Origin of the sequence: Spectribacter hydrogenoxidans (assembly GCF_031846275.1) — a bacterium.
Taxonomy (GTDB): domain Bacteria; phylum Pseudomonadota; class Gammaproteobacteria; order Nevskiales; family Salinisphaeraceae; genus Spectribacter; species Spectribacter hydrogenoxidans.
The window spans coordinates 59911-79814 of sequence record NZ_JAVRIB010000014.1 but is presented as its reverse complement, the minus strand read 5'-3'; the positions used below and the strand labels follow the sequence as shown (position 1 = coordinate 79814).

The 19904-nt window shown below is 66.9% G+C and carries 18 protein-coding genes; 4 read left to right on the top strand and 14 right to left on the bottom strand.

All coding sequences use genetic code 11. The annotated features are described in order from the left end of the window. Positions 1–87: 87 nt before the first annotated feature. Genes kdsB through RM532_RS13105 form a run of 8 tightly spaced genes read right to left on the bottom strand, consistent with a single transcriptional unit; the run spans position 88 to position 8806 of the window. On the bottom strand, positions 88–828 hold the full coding sequence (kdsB, locus tag RM532_RS13140; RefSeq protein ID WP_311653793.1) for a 3-deoxy-manno-octulosonate cytidylyltransferase: 741 nt from the start codon (positions 826–828) through the stop codon (positions 88–90). Further along, a complete protein-coding gene (lpxK, locus tag RM532_RS13135; RefSeq protein ID WP_311653792.1) occupies positions 825–1799 on the bottom strand; it encodes a tetraacyldisaccharide 4'-kinase in 975 nt (324 codons plus the stop codon). The genes kdsB and lpxK overlap by 4 nt, the downstream gene beginning before the upstream one ends. Then, the gene (gene msbA, locus RM532_RS13130; protein ID WP_311653791.1) at positions 1796–3565 is read right to left on the bottom strand and encodes a lipid A export permease/ATP-binding protein MsbA; all 1770 of its coding nucleotides are present in this window, start codon (positions 3563–3565) and stop codon (positions 1796–1798) included. The genes lpxK and msbA overlap by 4 nt, the downstream gene beginning before the upstream one ends. Beyond that, positions 3562–3975, bottom strand: coding sequence for an ExbD/TolR family protein (locus tag RM532_RS13125; protein ID WP_311653790.1), 414 nt, complete (start codon positions 3973–3975; stop codon positions 3562–3564). The genes msbA and RM532_RS13125 overlap by 4 nt, the downstream gene beginning before the upstream one ends. Further along, entirely contained in the window at positions 3972–4580 is a 609-nt protein-coding gene (locus tag RM532_RS13120) for a MotA/TolQ/ExbB proton channel family protein (protein ID WP_311653789.1), read from the bottom strand. Before RM532_RS13120 ends, RM532_RS13125 begins: the two co-directional genes overlap by 4 nt. A 2-nt stretch (positions 4581–4582) precedes the next feature. Next, the gene (locus RM532_RS13115; RefSeq protein ID WP_311653788.1) at positions 4583–6916 is read right to left on the bottom strand and encodes a DNA internalization-related competence protein ComEC/Rec2; all 2334 of its coding nucleotides are present in this window, start codon (positions 6914–6916) and stop codon (positions 4583–4585) included. Further along, a complete protein-coding gene (gene lolD, locus RM532_RS13110; RefSeq protein ID WP_311653787.1) occupies positions 6874–7563 on the bottom strand; it encodes a lipoprotein-releasing ABC transporter ATP-binding protein LolD in 690 nt (229 codons plus the stop codon). Before lolD ends, RM532_RS13115 begins: the two co-directional genes overlap by 43 nt. After that, positions 7556–8806: a lipoprotein-releasing ABC transporter permease subunit gene (locus RM532_RS13105; RefSeq protein ID WP_311653786.1), complete on the bottom strand. Its 1251-nt coding sequence runs from the start codon at positions 8804–8806 to the stop codon at positions 7556–7558. The genes lolD and RM532_RS13105 overlap by 8 nt, the downstream gene beginning before the upstream one ends. A gap of 85 nt (positions 8807–8891) precedes the next feature. Here RM532_RS13105 and RM532_RS13100 point away from each other — a divergent pair, with 85 nt between their 5' ends. From RM532_RS13100 to RM532_RS13090, 3 genes are read left to right on the top strand one after another with little or no spacing between them, the layout of a single operon-like run. Further along, the gene (locus tag RM532_RS13100) at positions 8892–9242 is read left to right on the top strand and encodes a hypothetical protein (RefSeq protein ID WP_311653785.1); all 351 of its coding nucleotides are present in this window, start codon (positions 8892–8894) and stop codon (positions 9240–9242) included. Further along, positions 9243–10277: an agmatine deiminase family protein gene (locus RM532_RS13095; protein WP_311653784.1), complete on the top strand. Its 1035-nt coding sequence runs from the start codon at positions 9243–9245 to the stop codon at positions 10275–10277. After that, positions 10270–11151 (top strand): carbon-nitrogen hydrolase, encoded by an 882-nt coding sequence (locus tag RM532_RS13090; RefSeq protein WP_311653783.1) that lies wholly within the window; start codon positions 10270–10272, stop codon positions 11149–11151. The genes RM532_RS13095 and RM532_RS13090 overlap by 8 nt, the downstream gene beginning before the upstream one ends. Here RM532_RS13090 and RM532_RS13085 read toward each other — a convergent pair. Further along, positions 11136–11978 (bottom strand): sulfotransferase, encoded by an 843-nt coding sequence (locus RM532_RS13085; RefSeq protein WP_311653782.1) that lies wholly within the window; start codon positions 11976–11978, stop codon positions 11136–11138. The genes RM532_RS13090 and RM532_RS13085 overlap by 16 nt on opposite strands. 159 nt (positions 11979–12137) lie before the next feature. Here RM532_RS13085 and mfd point away from each other — a divergent pair, with 159 nt between their 5' ends. Next, the gene (gene mfd / locus RM532_RS13080; RefSeq protein WP_311653781.1) at positions 12138–15599 is read left to right on the top strand and encodes a transcription-repair coupling factor; all 3462 of its coding nucleotides are present in this window, start codon (positions 12138–12140) and stop codon (positions 15597–15599) included. A gap of 69 nt (positions 15600–15668) precedes the next feature. Here mfd and RM532_RS13075 read toward each other — a convergent pair whose 3' ends face one another. Genes RM532_RS13075 through RM532_RS13055 form a run of 5 tightly spaced genes read right to left on the bottom strand, consistent with a single transcriptional unit; the run spans position 15669 to position 19898 of the window. After that, positions 15669–17093 carry an ATP-binding protein gene (locus RM532_RS13075; protein ID WP_311653780.1) on the bottom strand — a complete coding sequence of 475 codons (1425 nt, stop codon included), beginning with the start codon at positions 17091–17093 and terminating at the stop codon, positions 15669–15671. 2 nt (positions 17094–17095) lie between these two features. Then, positions 17096–17755, bottom strand: coding sequence for a response regulator (locus tag RM532_RS13070; protein ID WP_311653779.1), 660 nt, complete (start codon positions 17753–17755; stop codon positions 17096–17098). A gap of 6 nt (positions 17756–17761) precedes the next feature. Further along, entirely contained in the window at positions 17762–18406 is a 645-nt protein-coding gene (locus tag RM532_RS13065; protein ID WP_349255324.1) for a TRAP transporter TatT component family protein, read from the bottom strand. Next, complete coding sequence (locus tag RM532_RS13060) at positions 18403–19233, bottom strand: SDR family oxidoreductase (protein WP_311653777.1); 831 nt, start codon at positions 19231–19233, stop codon at positions 18403–18405. The genes RM532_RS13065 and RM532_RS13060 overlap by 4 nt, the downstream gene beginning before the upstream one ends. After that, the gene (locus tag RM532_RS13055; protein WP_311653776.1) at positions 19230–19898 is read right to left on the bottom strand and encodes an iron-containing redox enzyme family protein; all 669 of its coding nucleotides are present in this window, start codon (positions 19896–19898) and stop codon (positions 19230–19232) included. The genes RM532_RS13060 and RM532_RS13055 overlap by 4 nt, the downstream gene beginning before the upstream one ends. Positions 19899–19904: the final 6 nt, after the last annotated feature.

The window sequence follows — 19904 nt, the reverse complement described above, 5'->3', positions numbered from 1 at the left end:
GGTTTCCCATGCAGACAAAAAGAACTCGCATCAACGCAATCCGGGGTCCGGCAGAAATAACGGGCCGCAGTTTACAACGGACCGGTTTCAGTCCGGTTGTAAGCGAGCAACCACGCACGCAAGGTCCTCGGCGGTATCCACGCCCGGCCCTGGCGTCTGCTCGGACTCGACCACCAGCAACCGCATGCCCATCGCCAGTGCCCGCAGTTGCTCGAGCGATTCGCATCGCTCCAGATCACCGGCTGGCGCGGCCGCGAAGCGTGCCAGAGCGCCGACGCGATAGGCGTAGATTCCCAGATGGCGGAATGCCGGTGGCGGCCCGTCGACCGAGTCGCGGCGGTGCGGAATCGGCGCGCGGCTGAAGTAGAGCGCTCGCCCCGCCTGGTCGCGAACCACCTTGACCACGTTCGGATTCTCGAACTCGGCGGCATCATGGATGGGCACGCAGGCGGTGGCGATGTCGGCGTCCGGCGCGCCGGCCAGCGCCGATGCCACCTGGGCAATCAGCGAGCCCGGCATCAGGGGCTCGTCGCCCTGCAGATTGACGACGATGGCGTCGTCGGGCCATTCGAGTCGGGCGACCAGCTCGGCGAGGCGATCACTGCCCGCGGCATGGTCGGCAGCGGTCATCGCCGCCCGGGCGCCGGCTGCCTCCGCCGCGGCGTATACCCGTGCGTCATCTGTGGCCACCCAGATGTCCTCGGTGCCGGACTCCCGGGCCCGGTCGATCACATGGGCCAGCATCGGCCGCCCGGCGATCGGCAGCAGCACCTTGCCCGGCAATCGGGTGGAGGCGTAGCGAGCGGGAATGACCACGCGGAAGTTCATGCCAGCCACCGATCCAGCAAGGCATCAACGGCCGTTTCGGCCTCCGCGGTGAATGTTGCCGTTACCGGCACATACCACCAGTCCGGCGCGGCAAAGGCTGCGCATTTGACCGCATCCTTTTCCGTCATCAGCACCGGCATGTCGTCATCGAAGGCCAGCTCCGCCGGTCGGAATGAATGGTGATCGGCAAACGGATGCGGCAGCACCTCGATCCCGGCTGCGGTCAGCATGGCGAAGAACCGCGCGGGATCGCCGATACCCGCCACCGCATGGGCCCGTTGTCCCGCGAGCGACGCGAACGGCCGTTGCTGGTCGATGCCATCCACCCGCCGCCAGTCACCGGGGCACAGGCGGAAGTCACCCGCCGACCCCTGGGTCAACGACAGGTCCGCCAACCGCATTCGCCGCACCGGTTCCCGCAGGGGACCCGCGGGCAGCAGCCAGCCATTACCGTGACCACGGGCGTCATCGCGAACCACGACTTCGGCATCCCGGCGCAAGCGGTAGTGCTGGAGGCCGTCGTCGCTGAGAATGCAGTCCACCCCGGCCTCCGAGACCAGCGCCTCGGCGGCGGCAACCCGGTCTGGCGACACCATCACCGGGCAGGCCGCGCGGCGGGCGAGCAGCAGCGGCTCGTCGCCGACCAGTCCAGCGTCGGCATCCATGGTGACGCGGTATGGCCGGTCACCGGACCGTCCCCCATAGCCTCGTGTCACGATGCCGGGTCGGCGTCCCCGGACGCGCGCCCGGGCCGCCAGCTCGGCCACCAGCGGGGTCTTGCCGGTGCCGCCAACAGTGATGTTGCCCACGATCAGCACCGGCACACCGGGGTGCCGCGATGCCAGCCAGCCGCGCGCGTAGGCGACCCGTCGGATCGCGACCACCGCGCCGTAGAGCCAGGCCAGCGGCAGCAGCAATGCGGTCCAGCCCCGACCGGCGTACCAGGCCCGCTCGATGGCGGCCCGGATCACGACTCGTCACGGAACTGCATGTCGTGCAGCATCCGGTAATGGCCTTCACGGGCCATCAGGTCATCGTGCCGGCCCCGTTCGACGATCGCCCCGTCGTGCATCACCACGATCAGGTCGGCGTCCCGGATGGTCGATAGCCGATGCGCGATCACTAGTGTGGTGCGATTGGCCATCAGCGCCTCCAGGCCCTGCTGGATGGCTCGCTCGGACTCGGTGTCCAGCGACGAGGTGGCTTCGTCGAGGATCAGCACCGGCGCGTCCTTGAGCAGCGCCCGGGCAATGGCCAGGCGCTGGCGCTGACCGCCGGAAAGCATGATGCCGTTCTGTCCGACTTCGGTGTCGTAGCCGTCCGGCAGGCCCTCGATGAATTCGGCTGCATGAGCACGGCGCGCCGCCGAGATCACGTCCTCACGGTCGTGGTCGGCCAGCGAACCATAGGCAATGTTTCTGGCGACGGTATCGTTGAACAGCACCACGTTCTGGTCAACCAGGCTTACCTGATCCCGCAGATCGCGGCGCCGGTATTCCTGCAGCGGCACGCCGTCGAGCCGGATTACGCCCCGGGTAGGATCGTAGAAGCGCGGCAGCAGGGACAGCAACGTGCTCTTGCCGCTGCCGGAGCGCCCGACGAAGGCCACCGTCTGTCCGGCGCCCACCGTCAGGTCGATGTCCCGCAGCACGTCGCGCCGGGTGCCGGGATAACGGAACCACACCGATGTCATGTCGAGATCGCCCCGGGCCCGTTCGGCCAGTGGCCGCTCACCGCCGGCATCCTCGGCGCTTTCATCCAGAAGTTCGAAGATGGCACCGGCTGCGGCCACCCCCTGCTGGATCACCGCGTTGACATTGGTCAGCCGCTTGATCGGCCCCATCAGCGCCATCATGGCGCCGAAGAAGGCCGCCAGATCCCCCGGTGACATCACCCCGCCGCCGCTTTCGTTGATGGCGAACCACACCACCAGGGAAACGGCGATGGCGGCAATCAGCTGGATCACCGGCACGCTGGCCGCCTGGGTGGTGGCCATGCGCATGGACATGCGCCGGTTGCGTTCGTTGGCCTGGGCAAAGTGCTCGCGCTCGTACTCTTCGCCGCCGAACACCTTGACCACCCGCTGGCCGGTGAGCACTTCCTCGCTGATGTGGGTGAGATCGCCCATCGAGGACTGGATGCGCATGCTGTAGCGCCGGAAGCGGTGACTGACCAGCCGCATGATGCCCATAATCGCGGGCCCCACCGTCAGCGTCAGCAGCGCCAGCGCCCAGTTCAGATAGAGCATCAACCCGATGAACCCCACCACCCGTAGCGAGTCCTGCACCACGATAGTGATGGCGCTGGTCGATGCTTCGCGGATCTGGGCGGTGTAGTAGGTCAGCTTGGCGGTCATCTTGCCCGAGGCATTGACATCGAAAAAGGCCACCGGCAGCCGCAGGAACTGATCGAAGACATCGGCACGCAACAGGTAGATCACCTGATTGGCCACCCACTCCATCCCGTAGCGGGCGAAGAACCCGGCCACACCGCGGGCGAGGAACAACAGCAGCAGGAATATCGGCATCCAGCGGATCAGGAACGGGTCCCGCTCCACGATGCTGCCGTCGAGCAGCGGCTTGAGGATGTAGATCAGTGCGGTATCCGCGGCCGCGAACAGCCCCATGCCAACGCCGGCCAGCAGCAGCCAGTGCCAATAGCGCAGGCTGTAGCGCAACAGGCGCGGATAGACCTCCCTGGTCAGATACCGGGTTTCGATCTTCGGAGTCCCGCTCATGAGTTATCGTCCGATGGCTGCGGCTGGGTCGCGATGTCGATGCGGCCGAAACCGGCCGCGGCAGCTGCGTCCATCACGGTCACCACACTCTGATGACTGGCGCGGGCGTCGGCACGCACGCGCAGCGCCTGCGACCGGTCCACCATGTCCGCCAGAGCTGCCATCAGGGCATCGCGGCTGACCAGACGATGACCGTCGACATGGGGATTGCCGCCGGCATCCACCACCACTTCCGGCAGGGCTTCCGGCTCGGCCGGTTCGGCCCCGGCAATCGGCAGTTGCAGGGTCAGCCCGGCATCCTCGACAAACGTGGTGGTCACCATGAAGAAGATCAGCAGCAGGAACACCACGTCGATCAGCGGCGTCAGCCCGATCTGGGGCTCTTCCAGCCGGCGGCGGGCGAGCTTCACGCGGGGGCCGGCGCGCCGAGACGATCCGCCAGGCGGATCGCGCGGGTTTCCATGCGCATCACCAGGTCATCCACCCGGCCGCGCAGGGTGCGGTAGAGCACCAGTGCGGGAATCGCCACGCACAGCCCGGCCGCCGTGGTCAGCAGCGCCTCGGAAATGCCTCCGGCCAGCGGCTGGGCGTCGCCCACCCCGGCTGCGGTAATCGCGGCGAACACCTTGATCATGCCGATTACCGTACCCAGCAGCCCCAGCAGCGGCGCGACCGCGGCAATCGTGCCCAGGGTGTTGAGGTAGCGCTCCAGCTCGTGCACGACTTCACGCCCGGCCTCCTCGATGCGTTCCCGGATGACGCGGGGATCATCACCGCGCACGGCCAGCCCCGCGGCCAGAATCCGCCCCAGCGGGCTGTCCTCATGCAGGGACTTCAATTCACCGGCACTCAATGGCCGGGCGGCCAGCGAGTCCAGCCGCTGGTCGATGCGGGCCGGCAGCACCAGCGACACACGCAGTGCCCAGGCCCGTTCCAGCCCGATTGCCAGCGCGCCGATCGAGCACAGCAGCAAGGGCAGCATCACCCACCCGCCGGCGACCACCAGTTCCCACATCGTTATCGTCCCTCTTCCGGTTGCACGCATGATAGTGACCCGGACCCGGCGCGACCAGCCGAGCCACACACCGGGCGATGCCAGAACCGCCGATACCGGATGCGCCAGCGACTGACATTCACCGGTTGGCCGGGCCGCAGGTCGAACCGCACCGCCCCGACCCGGCCGGTATGCAGCACTCCCGCACCAACCTGCTGGTAGCGCGCCACCACGGCCGGATCCGGAAACCCCCACCGATTGCGCCAGCCGGCCGGAACCACCGCGAATGCCGGCGCGGCCGCCTGAACGAAAGCGGTGGTGGAGGAACTGTCGCTGCCATGATGGGGCACGACCAGGATATCGGCCGCCAGACCCTCGGCTTCACGCTCCAGCAGGGCCTGCTCCGCCGGGGCCTCGATATCCCCGGTCAACAACACGGAGCCACCGGCGCCCGAAATCCGCAGCACGCAGGACCCGTCGTTGTCCTGGCCGCCGGGTGTGGTCGGATGCAGCATCCGGAATTCCACGCCATCCCAGTGCCAGGCCTGTCCGGCCAGACAAGGCCGATCCGTCGCCGCACCCACCGCCTGCCCCACCGGCATGGCAGACCGGATCGCCGGCCAGCCGCCGCGATGGTCGATATCCCCGTGACTGATCACCACCCGGTCCAGCCGGCGAATGCCCTGCGACTTCAGGTACGGAAGCACCAACGCGCGACCGGTATCGAAGCCGGACCGGTAACGCGGTCCGGCATCGAACAGCAGCGTATGGCCGGCGGTTCGCACGACTGCCGATAATCCCTGCCCCACGTCCAGCACAGCGAGGTTGAATGCGCCGGGCGGCGGCGCCAGCGGGACCATCATCAGCGGCAGGAGTCCGATGGCACCGAGCCACCGGGCCGGGATGCCGCGCGGCGCCAGCCACCAGGCCAGACCAACCAGGGCAATCAACAGCGTCCAGACTGGCGGCGCCGTCAGCGATACCTGTGCCATCGGCAGCTCGGCCAGCCAAGCCAGACTCCGCCAGCCGGTTGCCAGCGAGGCTTCCACCAGACGCAGCAGCGGCGCACCCAGGTCGGGCCAGATCAGCGCGAGCCCGGCGGTTCCCAGCACCGCCGGCACCACCACCGCGAACGCCGGAATCAGGACCGCATTGGCTAGCGGCGCCACGATCGAGGCCTGGCCGAACCAGAACAGCGTCAGGGGCGTCAGCGCCAGCACCAGCGCCGGCTGCCACCACAGCCAGCGGCGCCAGCCGCCGCTTCCGAGCCGTCCGCGCAACAGGTAGAGAATCCAGGCCACCGCGGCAAACGACAACCAGAAACCGGGCGCCAGCACCGCCGCCGGATCTCTCATGAGCACCGCCAGCCCTGCCAGGGCCAGCACCCGGGACGGGAGCACCGGGCGCCGCAGCACCAGCGCGACCAGCACCACCGCCACCATCAACAACGCCCGCTGGGTGGGCAGCGCGAAGCCCGCGAAGGCGGCGTAACCGAAAGCCGCCAGGCCGCTGCCCAGCGCCGCCACGGTCAGCACCGGTGGATTCATGCCTGCCGGCAGCCAGGGCAAGGCCCGGCGCAGCCCCAGGAACACCAGCGTTGCCAGCAACCCGATGTGCAACCCGGAAATGGCCATCAGGTGGCTGGTGCCGGTATGGCGCAGTACCTGCCAGTCCACGTCGGTCAGCGCCGATCGATCCCCGAGAACCAGGCCCCGGATCAGCGCTGCGCCAATACCCTCATCCAGCGCCGCCTTCAGCTGCTCGCTGGCTGCCTGCCGCCAGCGGTTGACTGACCACGGCGCGTCGGCATCGCAGCGCCGGCCTGCCTCCACATAGCCGGTGGCGTGCAGATGCTGCCGCCACAACCAGCCCTCGTAATCGAAACTGCCGGGATTGGCCGAACCCTGGGGCACCGACAACTGGGCTGTGAACTGCCAGCAGTCGCCGGACCGCAGCGGCGGATGCTCGCCGTACCAGGCCAGTCGGGAACGGGCGGGATCGGCGTCGGATTGGAGCACGAAGCGCGTGCGGATGGCATCGCGTTCGGGCAGTGACGCCACGCGGCCAGTCAGGGTTCTCGTATCGCCCTCCGCGGCTACCGGCAACCGCGCCGACAGGCGCTGCTCGGCGTCGATAATGGCCCAGCTCGCACCCAGCACCGCCGCCAGCCAGATTGCATGGCCGGGCCAGCGGACCAGGCCCGGCAACAACAGCATTGCCGGCAGCCACAGAGGCGGCAGCGTGGCCAGTTGGTGGACAGCCAGCACACCAGCCAGGAAGGCCAGCGCCAGCAGGCGGACGTCGCGGGCGCCGGTCAGTCCTCGGGCGGACCCAGCCTGCCGTCCTCCAGCGCCCATATCCGGTCCGTACGGCCCGCAAGACTACGGTCATGGGTGGCCATGACCAGACTGGTCCCGAGTTCGCGGTTGAGTTCGAGCATCTGCTCGAACACTACCACCGCCGTGCGGTGGTCGAGGTTGCCGGTCGGTTCGTCCGCCAGAATGCAGGCGGGCCGGGTGACTAGCGCCCGCGCCACGGCGGCGCGTTGCCGTTCACCGCCCGAAAGCTCCGACGGCTTGTGGGTTAGTCGCTTGCCCAGCCCCACCCGGTCCAGCACCTGCTCGGCCGCGGCATAGGCCTGCGCCGCGGGTTCGCGCCGCACCAGCAGCGGCATGGCCACGTTTTCCACCGCGGTGAATTCGGGCAGCAAATGATGAAACTGGTAGATAAAGCCCAACTGCCGATTGCGCAGCCGACCGCGCTCGGCATCCGACAGCGCGGTCATGTCGTGGCCGCCCACCTGTACCCGCCCTTCGGTGGGCTGATCCAGGCCGCCGAGCAGATGCAGCAGCGTGCTCTTGCCCGAGCCGGACGCTCCCACGATCGCCACGCACTGGCCGCGCGCCACCTCCAGCGACACGTTATCCAGCACCCGAATCGGGGCCTGGACCTCATCGAAAACCTTGCACAGACCGGTGCAGGCGACCGCGACGTCATCACTCATAACGCAGTGCCTCCGCCGGCTGCACCCGGGCCGCACGCCAGGCCGGATAGAGCGTGGACAGGAAACTCAGCACCAGCGTCAGTATCGATACCTGAATCACATCCTCGAGATGAAGTTCACCGCGCAACTGACTGATGTAATAAACATCCGCGGACAATAAATCGGTGCTGAGCAGACGCTCGATCAGGGGCACGATGTTCTCGATATTCAGCGACAGCAAGACCCCGAGGAACACCCCGATCACCGTGCCGATCACCCCGATCAGGCTGCCCTGGATCACGAAGATCGCCATCACCGAGCGCGGGCTCAGCCCGAGGGTGCGTAGAATGGCGATGTCGCCCTGCTTGTCGGTGACCAGCATTACCAGCATCGACACGATGTTGAATGCCGCCACCGCGATGATCAGCGACAGGATGATGAACATCACCGTCTTCTCGGTGGCGATGGCGTGGAAGAAGCTGGCGTGCTGGCGCGTCCAGTCGGAAATCCGCAGCCCCGGCGGCAGCCGGCCCTGCAACCGGTCGCTGACCCGCGGGGCATCGAACATGTCATCCAGCTTCAGCCGCACGCCGCTGGCCCCGTCGCCCATGCGATAGAGCCGGGCGGCATCGCGCATGTGGATCATCACCATGCCGCGGTCGTATTCATACATACCGACCTCGAACATCCCCACCACGGTGAAGCGCCGGAACCGCGGCACGATGCCCGCCGGCGTGGTGGTGGCCTGGGGAATCATCAGGTCCACGGTATCGTCCATGCCCACGCCCAGCATGCGCGCCAGTTCGGCGCCCAGCACGATCCCGTACTCGCCGGCCTCCAGCGCCGCCAGCGACCCCGCCGTCATGTGAGTGCTGACTTCCGAGACCGCGGTTTCCTCCTCGGGCAGCACGCCGCGGATCAGGGTGCCGCTCATGTCGCTGCCGGAACGCAGCATCCCCTCGCCGCTGACAAACGGCGCCACGCCGGCCACGCCCGACGCCTGCTCCCGTACCTGGTCGGCCACCGTGGACCAGTCCTCGATCACCCCGTCACTGCCGCTGACGGTCACGTGCGAAGCCATACCCAGAATGCGGTCGCGCAATTCGGTCTCGAACCCGTTCATCACCGATAGCACCGTGATCAGCAGCAGCACGGCCAGCGCTATGCCGCCCATGGAAATGGCCGATATGAAGGAGATGAAATGGTTTCGCCGCTTGGCCCGGGTATACCGGAGACCGAGGTGCAGTTCGAGGGGACTCAACATGGCCGCGCATTTAAGCACAGGTGACGCCATCGCCGCAGGCGCTTGCCGCCCCGGACAGGAAAGGCAGTGGTATATTCATGAGGTCATGCGCATTCTTGTGTTGCTACTGATTGGTGCGAGCGGTCTGGCGGCGGCCCCGTCGGCCGTGGCCCAGCCGCCGGCGTCAACCACCACCGGCACCGTGGTCGCGGTACCCGATGGCTCTGACAACGCGCGGCCACAGGCGTTGCCCGGCCGCGGGGTTTCCATGCAGACCGTGCGCCAGCGCTTCGGCGCACCAGAACGCCGCCATCCGGCCGTGGGCGACCCGCCGATCACCCGCTGGGACTATGCCGATTTCCGCGTATTCTTCGAGCACGATCGGGTGCTGCACGCGGTGGTTCCGGGGGATTTCCCCACCATCCGCCACCGTGACGAACTCGCCAGCGGGCACTGAGTGAGCGCCTACCTGCCGCCGGAATGGGCGGCGCAGACCGCTACCCTGCTTGTCTGGCCGCGGGCCGACGGCGACTGGGGTAACGGCCTGGCCGCCGCGCGCGACGTCCATGCCCATATGGCCACGGCCCTGGCGGCGTACCAGAGCGTGCTGCTGCTGGCGTCCGACACCGAGGCCCGCCGCGACATCGAGCACCGGCTCGATCCGGCCGGCACCGACACCATCCGCATCATCGACTGCCCGACAGACGATATCTGGATCCGCGATTACGGCCCCCTGACCGTGATACGCGACGGTCGGCAGACCGCGCTGGATTTCCGCTTCGACGGCTGGGGCCGCAAGTTCCCGTCCCGGCGCGATGACGACATCACCAGACAGCTGACGGCCGGGGGCTGGCTCGGCGACGCCATCCACCAGCCCGAAACCCTGGTACTGGAAGGCGGCAGCCTGGAGGTGGACGGCCGCGGCGCCCTGCTCACCACCCGCCGCTGCCTGCTGGACGAAAACCGCAACCCGGGCACCGACCGGGCGGCATTCGAGGCCCTGTTCGCCGACCGCTTCGGTGTCGACTGCGTTCACTGGCTCAATCACGGCGAGCTGTCCGGCGACGATACCGACGGCCACATCGATACCCTGGCCCGCTTCGTTCCCGGCAACGGCATCGTGTATCAGGGCTGCGGCGATCCCGACGACGACCACTATCAGCCCCTGCAGGCCATGGCCGCCGAGCTGGCAGCGCTGCGCAACGCCTCGGGCCAGCCGTATGCCCTGCATGAGCTGCCGCTGCCGGCGCCGATTCGCGACCCCGATGACGGGCACCGCCTGCCGGCCGGCTACGCCAATTTCCTGATCGCCAATGGCTGCGTGCTGATGCCTGCCTTCGAAGACCCGGCCGACGCCGTCGCCCGGGCCGTGCTGGCCGCGGCCTTCCCCGATCGGCGCATCATCCCCATCGATTGCCGGGCCCTGATCCGGCAGAATGGCGGTATTCACTGCGCTGCCATGCAGCTACCCGCGGCCCCCGACCATGAGTGAACGCATCCTGCGCGCCGGCATCGTCCAGCACGCCTGTCAGCCGGACGCGGCGGCCAACCTGGCCACGTCCCTCGCCGGTATCGAATCCGCTGCCGCGGCCGGCGCGCAGCTGGTGATACTGCCGGAACTGCACAATCACCCCTACTTCTGCCGGGTCGAGGATCCGGCCCAGTTTGATCTGGCCGAGCCGATCCCCGGCCCCACCACCGAACGGCTGGCCGCTGCGGCCCGGGCCAACAGCATCGTGGTGGTGGGCTCGCTGTTCGAACGCCGCGCCCCGGGCCTGTTTCACAACACCGCCGTGGTGCTCGACCGCGACGGCCGGCTGGCCGGACGTTATCGCAAGATGCATATCCCGGATGATCCCGCCTTCTACGAGAAGTTCTACTTCACCCCGGGCGATCTCGGCTTCGAACCCATCGATACCAGCATCGGCCGCCTCGGCGTGCTGGTCTGCTGGGACCAGTGGTACCCGGAGGCCGCCCGGCTGATGGCCCTGGCCGGCGCGGAAGTGCTGATCTACCCCAGCGCCATCGGCTGGGACGATCGCGACGAACCCGACGAACGCGCCCGCCAGCACGGCGCCTGGCAGACGGTGCAGCGGGGCCACGCAGTAGCCAATCACCTGCCGGTGATCGCCAGCAACCGGGTCGGCGTGGAAGGCGACGGCAACGACCGTATCCGCTTCTGGGGTGCGAGCTTCGCCGTCGATCCCCAGGGCGGCCTGCTCGCCGAGGCCGGCGACGGGGCGGAGACGCTAATCGTGGATCTGCCCACCGGCCGCACCGAATCGCTGCGGCGCATGTGGCCGTTCCTGCGGGATCGCCGGATCGACGCCTATGCCGATCTGACCCGGCGCTACCGGGACGGCTGAGGCACCAGAGGCGGCGACACCTGCGGGCGATTGACCGCCGGATGATCTTTCCGCGGCCACTTGCCAGCGTGACTCACGGCATCGATGGGCGCGACATGTTCATCCAGCCAGCTTTGGGCGATGGCCGTGATCCCCAGAATCTCTTCCCGAAAGCAGTCCGGCAGCGCCTGCCACTTGGCATCGCTGATGGTGAATTCCCGTGGCAATGCCGGGCGCCAGACGGATGGCCTCAGCGCCGCGAATTCGGCCAGTCGATCGAGCGCGGCAAACGGCTCGCGGCACAGATCCTCGTAGCGCACCGCCAGGCAGTCATCGCGCTCGGCCCAGTCATGCCGATAGGTCTCGACGCCGTCCACCCACAGCCGTGCCCGCGCCATCAGATTGGCGCGCGCCTCGGCCAAGTCCCGGGCTTCCGAGAACCAGGCATTCCACGACGTGACCTGATTCGCGCCGCGCCGCGTGATGTAGACGTAACGCACATCATGGCCGGCCAGCGCATGGGTGAGCAGATCGTGGCCGTAAAGCAGCCACGGGTTCTTGATCAGCGCGAATCCGCCGTTGCCCGGCCGCAGGCGGCGCAGCAGCCGGGCACGGAACCAGGCCAGTTCCGCCTCGTCGAGCTGCGGGCGGTTGTAATAGCACCACTCGTGGCGACGGCAACTCCCGCGCCGCCTGGCCAGCTGACGCAACAGCCGCCGGGTATGGCGTTCCTCGCGATTGGGCAGATGGCGCGCCCGCCCGGGACGCGCCGCGGGATGCCGACTCAGCAGTTCGGTCAGCAGCGTCGAACCGCTGTTCCAGTGCCCGATGATCACGACGATCTTCACGGCGGACTCCCTGTCCGTCGGGGGCGGCCGACCCCGATGCCTGGGCCGCTTTGACCCGGACAGTCTGTGAGCCTCGCTTGACCCGACGATGACAACCGGCCGGCCCGGACGGACACACCGCCGTCACGGCCGCTGTGCGACAATGCGCCGCTTTCGACCATGGCCGATACCACCCCAAATCCCCTGACCCCGCCGGTTCCGACGCCCGGTCAGCGCGCCCGCTGGACCGGCCTGCCCGGCTGTGCCCCGGCCCTGGTGCTGGCCAATCTCGCCCGCGACCGGGACGGGCCCGTCGTGGCCGTCGTGGCCGACGAGCACCACGCGTACACCCTGGAGGAAGAGGCCCGCTACTTCGCCGGGCCGGACCTGCCGATCGACCATTTCCCGGACTGGGAGACGCTGCCCTACGACGTGTTCTCGCCGCATGCGGACATCGTGTCGGAGCGGCTGTCGATCCTGCATCGCCTGCCGCGCGCGGGCCGCGGCCTGCTGATCGTGGCCGCCGACACCCTGCTGCAGCGGCTGGCCCCGGCCGAATACATCGACGGCCGCGTGCTGATCCTGCGTACCGGGGAAACGCTGGATCCGGTCGCCATGCGCACGCGGCTGGAATCCGCGGGCTATGCGGCGGTCTCCGAGGTCCGCGCCCACGGCGAGTTCGCCCTGCGTGGCGCGGTGCTGGACCTGTTCCCGATGGGCCAGCGCGAGCCCCTGCGGCTGGACCTGTTCGACGACGAAATCGAATCCATCCGCCGCTTCGACCCCGAGACCCAGCGCTCCACCGACCGGCTGGAAGAAATCCGCCTGCTGCCAGCCCGGGAATTCCCGCTGGACGACGACGGCATCCGCGCCTTCCGCCAGCGCTATCGCCAGCGCTTCGACGGCGACCCGTCGGCGAGCATGATCTACAGCGAGGTCAGCCGCGGCATCCCGCCCGGCGGCATCGAGTACTACCTGCCGCTATTCTTCGATCAGACTGCCAGCCTGCTGGACTATCTGCCCGAACGCACCCTGATCACCGAAGTCGGTGACGTGCCCGCGGCGATGGATCGGGCCTGGCGGGAAATCGAGGACCGCTACGAACAGCGTTCGGTGGACAGCGAGCGGCCGCTGCTGGCCCCCGATCAGGCCTTCATCCCGCTGGATGACCTGAAGACGCGGCTCGGCGACCGCAGCGCCGCGGTCATTCGGCCGGACGACAGCGCTGGCGACGTGGTGTTCGCCTGCGAGCCGGTGCCCGCCATGGGCGGGGCGGACCAGGCACAGACCGGCCGTAACTTCATGCGTTTCCTGCACGAAGGCGATCGGCGCGTGCTGGTGTCGGGCGATTCCCCGGGACGGCGCGAGGCCATGCACGACTGGCTGCGGGGCCTGGGATTGCGCCCGGCCCGGGTGGAGGACTGGCAGTCGTTCGCGGCCGATGATGCCGGGCTGGCGGTCACCGCGGCGCCGCTAGAAGCCGGCGTGCTGCTACCCGGCCTGGCGATCATCGCGGAACCGGAGCTGACCGGCAGCCGGCCGCCGGCCCGCAAGCGCCGCAAGGCCACCCGCGATCCCGAAACCGCGATTCGCGAACTCACCGATCTGGCGCCGGGCTCGCCGGTGGTCCATGCGGATCACGGCGTGGGCCGGTATCTGGGCCTGACCCGCCTGAGCGCCGGCGGCGTGGAAACCGAATTCCTGGCGATGGAATACGCCGAGGGCGACAAGCTCTACGTCCCGGTCACCTCGCTGCATCTGGTCCACCGTTTCACCGGGGCTGACGCCGACACCGCGCCGCTGCACCGGCTGGGCGCCGACCGCTGGCGCAAGGCCCGCCAGCGCGCCGCGAAAAAGGCCCGCGACGTGGCCGCCGAGCTGCTGGAAGTGCAGGCCCGCCGGGCGGCGCAGCCGGGCGAGGCGCTGGTGCCGGATGCGGCGGACTACCGCCGCTTCTGCGACGGCTTCCCATTCACCGAAACCGAGGATCAGTTCACCGCCATCGAGCAGGTGCTGGCCGATCTGGCCGCCGCCACGCCGATGGATCGGGTGGTCTGCGGCGATGTCGGCTTCGGCAAGACCGAGGTGGCGCTGCGGGCGGCCTTTGCCGCCGTATCGGCCGGCTTCCAGGTATGCGTGCTGGTGCCCACCACCCTGCTGGCCCAGCAGCATGCCCAGACCTTCGCCGACCGCTTTGCCGACTGGCCGGTCAAGGTCAATTCCCTGTCCCGGTTGCGCTCCGCCAAGGAGCGGGATCAGACGATGGCCGGCATCCAGGACGGCAGCCTGGACATCGTGATCGGCACCCATCGTCTGCTCCAGAAGGACACCCGCTTCAAGCGCCTGGGCCTGCTGATCGTGGACGAGGAACACCGCTTCGGCGTACGCCACAAGGAGCGGATCAAGTCACTGCGGGCCCAGGTGGACATGCTCACGCTCACCGCCACCCCGATTCCGCGCACGCTGAACATGAGCCTGGCGGGATTGCGGGATCTGTCGATCATCGCCACGCCGCCGGAGCAGCGGCTGGCGATCCAGACCTTCGTGTCACGCCGGGATACCGTGCTGATCCAGGAAGCCTGCCGGCGCGAACTGCGCCGCGGCGGGCAGGTCTACTACCTCCATAACGAGGTGCGCGACATCGAGCGTATTGGCCGCGAGCTCAACGAGATTCTTCCCGAGGCCCGGGTGCGCATCGCCCACGGCCAGATGCGGGAACGGGATCTGGAACAGGTGATGCTGGATTTCTATCACCGCCGGTTCGACATCCTGCTGTGCACCACCATCATCGAGTCCGGCATCGACGTGCCCTCGGCCAACACCATCGTGGTGGAGCGGGCGGACAAGTTCGGGCTGGCCCAGCTGCACCAGCTGCGCGGTCGGGTCGGGCGCTCCCATCACCGGGCCTATGCCTACCTGCTCACCCCGCCGCGGGAAGCCATGACCGGCGACGCACAGAAGCGGCTGGATGCCCTGGCGTCACTCACCGATCTCGGCAGCGGCTACGCGCTGGCGACCCACGATCTAGAGATCCGCGGCGCCGGCGAACTGCTGGGCGAGGATCAGAGCGGGCAGATGACCGAAATCGGTTTCGATCTCTACCACGAGCTGCTACAGAAGGCGGTGGCAGCCTATCGCCGCGGCGAGGTGCCGGAACTCGACGAGGCCCTGTCCCAGGCCACGGAAGTGGAACTGGGCGTCAGCACGCTACTGCCCGAGGACTATATCCCGGATGTGCACGTGCGGCTGGTGCTGTACAAGCGCATCAGTGCGGCGGCGGCCGAATCCGCCCTGCGCGAACTGAAAGTGGAACTGATCGACCGCTTCGGCCTGCTGCCCGAGGAAACCGAGCACCTGTTCGACGCCGCGCGCCTGCGGCTGCGTGCCACTCCGTTGGGCATTGCCAAGGTGGAGACCGGCCCGGACGTGGGCCGGCTGCATTTCGGCAAGGCCACCCGCATCGACCCGGCCAGCCTGATCGCGCTGGTGCAGTCGGACAGCCGGCGCTACCGGCTGGACGGCGACCAGAAGCTGACCTTCTTCCGCGATATGCCGGATACCGAGCAGCGCATTGCCACCGTCGATGAATTGCTGGACCGGCTGGGCGCCGGTGAGAGCGGCACAGCATCCGCGGCCGGCTAACGCCATAGATGATCCGTGCGGGGCTGAAATGAGCCCCGGTGCGTTGCCGGGGCCCGGAATGTCGCGTATTTACCGCGATGGGCCTAAGGTGTCCAGGACTGAAACCAGGCGAAACAAAACTCGAAGACCCGAGCCGGAAGGGTTGTCAAGCAGCTCAAGAGCGCACCCATGAATCTCGGCGATACGCGCAGCGATTGCCAGGCCCAGGCCAGAGCCTTCGCCGCTTTTGTCGATACGCATGAAACGCTCCAGCACTCGCTCACGCTGCGCCAGCGGTATACCCGGACCGTGGTCATCAACGGTCACTACGACATGTTTTTCGTCTTTCCTTGCGCGGACGTCAACACAACCCCCGGAAGGCGAATAGCGGATCGCGTTACCGACCAGGTTACGCACCAACAACGGTAAAAGACCCGGCGCGGCATTCACTTGGGGCAGGGACGGCTCCAGGTCCAGACATAGCTCAACATCCCTTTGTTCCGCCAGCGGTGCCAGCATTGCCACCTCTTCGCGAAACAACGGGCCGACGGCCGTGGGTTCGAGTAAGTCGCGCGCCTGACTCGACTCGACCCGCGCGAGCGTCAACAGTTGCGAGGCTAAACGAGCGCCGGCCGCGCTAGCCGCTAGAAGATGGCGCTGACTGTATTCGCGGCTATCCTCGTCCGCGGCTTGCGCGAGAGATTCCGCATGCAGGCGGATCGCCGACAAGGGCGTGCGCAGCTCATGGGCAGCTTCATCAAGGAATCTACGTTCCCGCTTCCACGCCGCACTCAGGCGCGCGAATAGAGAATTCAGTGCCTCGACGATTGGCCGCAGGTCGGAGGGCATGCTCGGCAGCACTACCGGGTCGAGACGAGCTTCGCTCCGGCGTTGAATTTCGCCAGTCAAACGCTTTAACGGGTTTAGTCCGACCCCGACGGCGAGCCAGACAAGCAGCACCAGTACAGGCAACCCCAGGAGACTGGTCTGAATCGTATTGACTGCAATACGTTGTTCCAGTTCCTCGCGTATCTCGAGCTTCTGTCCAACTTGTACAACCCCGCGCTCCCCTGCTGCTGGCACTGAAAAGACCCGCCAAAGAGAACCCGCAAGCGCCACTGTAGTGAATCCGCGATCAGTCTCCATGAAGCGCACCAGGGGCGCGCTTTCGCTGCGGGCCCGGATGCCACCATCACGGCCGATCAGCTGAAAAGCGATCTTGCTCTCATAGGGATGCCCATAGGGGTCGTCATCGTCAGCAAAAACGGTGCCTTCGGCCGCGCGCCAAAACTCGTCGACGAGCTGCGTCTGCGGATCACCCGATGCCCGCCCGAGCGGGCTGAAACGTTTGCGCAAAACCCGGGCTGACTGCGCCAGATGTGCGTCGAATAGCTCGTCGACCTCATGATGCGCGGCACGGTAATTCGACAGAAGAAGTGCCACATCCACGCTCAACAGCACCAGCAGCAGGCCAGCGATCAAACGTGCGCGAATGGAACTCGGCTGCCATCTCACGACTACGCCGGCACCATATAACCGACACCCCGCACAGTCTTGATCAGATCGGCCGGCAACTTACGCCGCAAGCTATGGACATGTACCTGAATGGCATTGCTTTCGATGTCACTATTCCAGCCATAAACCGATGCTTCGAGGTGATCATAGGTCAACACGCGCCCTTCGTGACGCAGCAACTCGGCGAGCAGCGCGAATTGTCGCCGACTCAGATCCAGGGGGCGCCCCTTGAACCATGCTTGCCAGGCTTCAGTATTCAACTCCAGATCACCATGTGTGAGGCGACCGCTGGCCTGCCCGGCCCCGCGACGCATGGCCGCGCGCAGCCGGGCCAACAGCTCCTGCAGCGCGAACGGCTTTAGTACGTAGTCGTCGGCACCGGCATCCAAACCGTCAACACGAGCGTCGAGAGCGTCACGCGCGGTCAAGATCACCACCGGCACCGTGTACCCCTCGCGGCGGATGCCCTTGAGCAGGGCCAAGCCGTCCTGATCTGGCAGACTCAGATCGAGAACCACACCCGCAAAATCATGCGTGGCCAGCGCCGCCCGAGCTTCGCCGGCATCGGCGACGCTAACAGTCTCATACTTCGCTTGGGTCAAGGCACGCTCTAGCCCGTGCCGAAGCGATGCATCATCCTCGACCACTAGTATGCTGGGCATCGTCGATTACTCGTTCAGATTCGCCCATAGCCGATGCTGCAGGGCACGGGCCTCAGCCCGGCGGCCGGCGTCTGCCACCGGCCGCTCGGACCGATCGGACGCAGCCAGGGCTTTCTCCAGATAGGGCTTTGCCGTTTGATATTCCTCGCGCTCCTCGATCAGGAATTCGGCATAGAAATAATTCGGGTCAATGCCACCCGGGTTAATCGCCAGCGCCTGCTTGAGGTGATTCTCGGCTTTATCATCGTCGCCAAAGCTCAGCGGCCAACCCGGCACTTTGTAGTAAAGCACACCCAGGCTCGTGTGCGCGGAGCCGACAAGCGCTCGGCCGTCGATGTCAATCGCCCTTTCGTAGTCGGCACGTGCCCGCTTGACCAGACCGAGCGCGCCAAGACCGCCTTTCACGCCGGCGTAGCTGGACAACACGATGCCCTCCCAGATCAGCGCCTCGGCCCGGCCCGGATAGGCAGCCTTCAGGGCCGCAGCCTGCTTCTCCAATTCCTCGAACGCCGCCTCCTTCCTGGCCTCGTCTTCAATCTGATAGTTGGCATGCGCCCAGGCATGCTGCAGCTCGCGCAGGTCGGCGGGGAGGTCCCCGGCATGGACGGCCAGCGACAGCAGCATCAGCGCCAGGCTAATAGCGATTTTCATGACGATCTCCTTATAGAAGCTGAGGTGGCGCAATCGGCCTGCAGCGGACGACGAATGTCCGGCAATTGCTTGCGCAGCGCGTTATCGATCAATCCGGGGGCAAAGCGGTTTAGCCGCGCGAACATGCGCTCGGGCCAGCCTATGTGAACCTCGTTTTTGGGTTCGTGAATCAGCCTTGCCACCGCGACGGCGATGCGCTCGGGTGGGTCAACTGACATTTTCGCCGCCTGGTGCAGGGAACGCACGCGAGAGTCGTTGAGCGGTGTATCCACCGCCCTCGGTGCGAGAAGAACAACTGCAATGGCAGTGTCGGCCAGCTCCCGGCGCAAGGCCTCCGCGAACCCGCGCAGCGCGAACTTGGTCGCGCTATAGGCAGCGAAACCCGGGTAGCCGATGGCCCCAAAGCCTGATCCCATAAACAGGAGCATGGCTTCGCTCTGGTTCCGCAAGGTTGGCAGGAGTAGCCGCGTCAGCTGGATTGGCGCGGTCACATTGGCGGCGACGATGGTGTCGATCGCCTCCGGCGCCAGGTCTTCAAACATACCGCTGACATTGGCTCCAGCGTTATGGATCACGACATCAACACCGCTGCCCCGTGCGGCGGCAGCGGCCACCCGATCTCGCCCCGTCGCCTCGGTCAGGTCGGCTGCGACGGTGGCCACCTTGCCACCAACCTGCCGAAGTTCCGTAGCCAAGGTCTCCAGCGCCGCATGGTCACGACCGGTTAGCAGCAGTGCGGCGCCTTGCGCGGAGAGTTGGTGCGCGATCACCCGGCCAATACCGCCAGTCGCGCCCGTTAAAAGCACGCGTGCATGGGCAATGTTCATGAAGCCACCGCAGCTTCAGGCATGGGCAGCCCCCGGAACATATCGCCGTACAGGCGGTAGATGATGCGTGCAGTGTGGACCACAGCCGCTTGATCGTCTGGATCTTCGAGCCGATTCATCAGTTTCTCGAAGAATTTGATGTGGTCCTGGTCCAGTGTGCCGTGGGTGTCCAGGTAAGTGAACGCATCCCGCGGCAGACCGAGCTGCTTTCGGATGATCTCGGCGGCGGGCGTGGCCAGTTCGATGCTGGTGCCCTCAAGTACGTTAACCATGCCGAAAAAGCCCACCGGATTGCCGCGATCGATGACGTGGTAGGCGTAGGCGGTCATCAGCTCTGTGGCCATGGCCGGCGTGCCGTGGCGTACCGCTTCGGCATCACCGCCGATCATGGCGATGTCCTTGAGGATCCATTCCTGATGACCCATTTCCTCCTCGATGTACTCGCCCAACGCTTCGCGCAGCCATTCCAGTCGAGCTGGCAGCCGCGAGCCGCAGGCCATTAGCAATGGCTCCGTATGCTTGACGTGGTGGTAGGCCTGCGTGAGAAAGGCTAGATAGCTTTCGGGTGTTACCCACCCCTCGAACACAGCGCCGATGATCGGTGCCGCGCGTAGATAAGTGCGCTCGGCCTCGGTCTCGGATTGTAGTCGCGCGTAGAATGTCATTTGTTG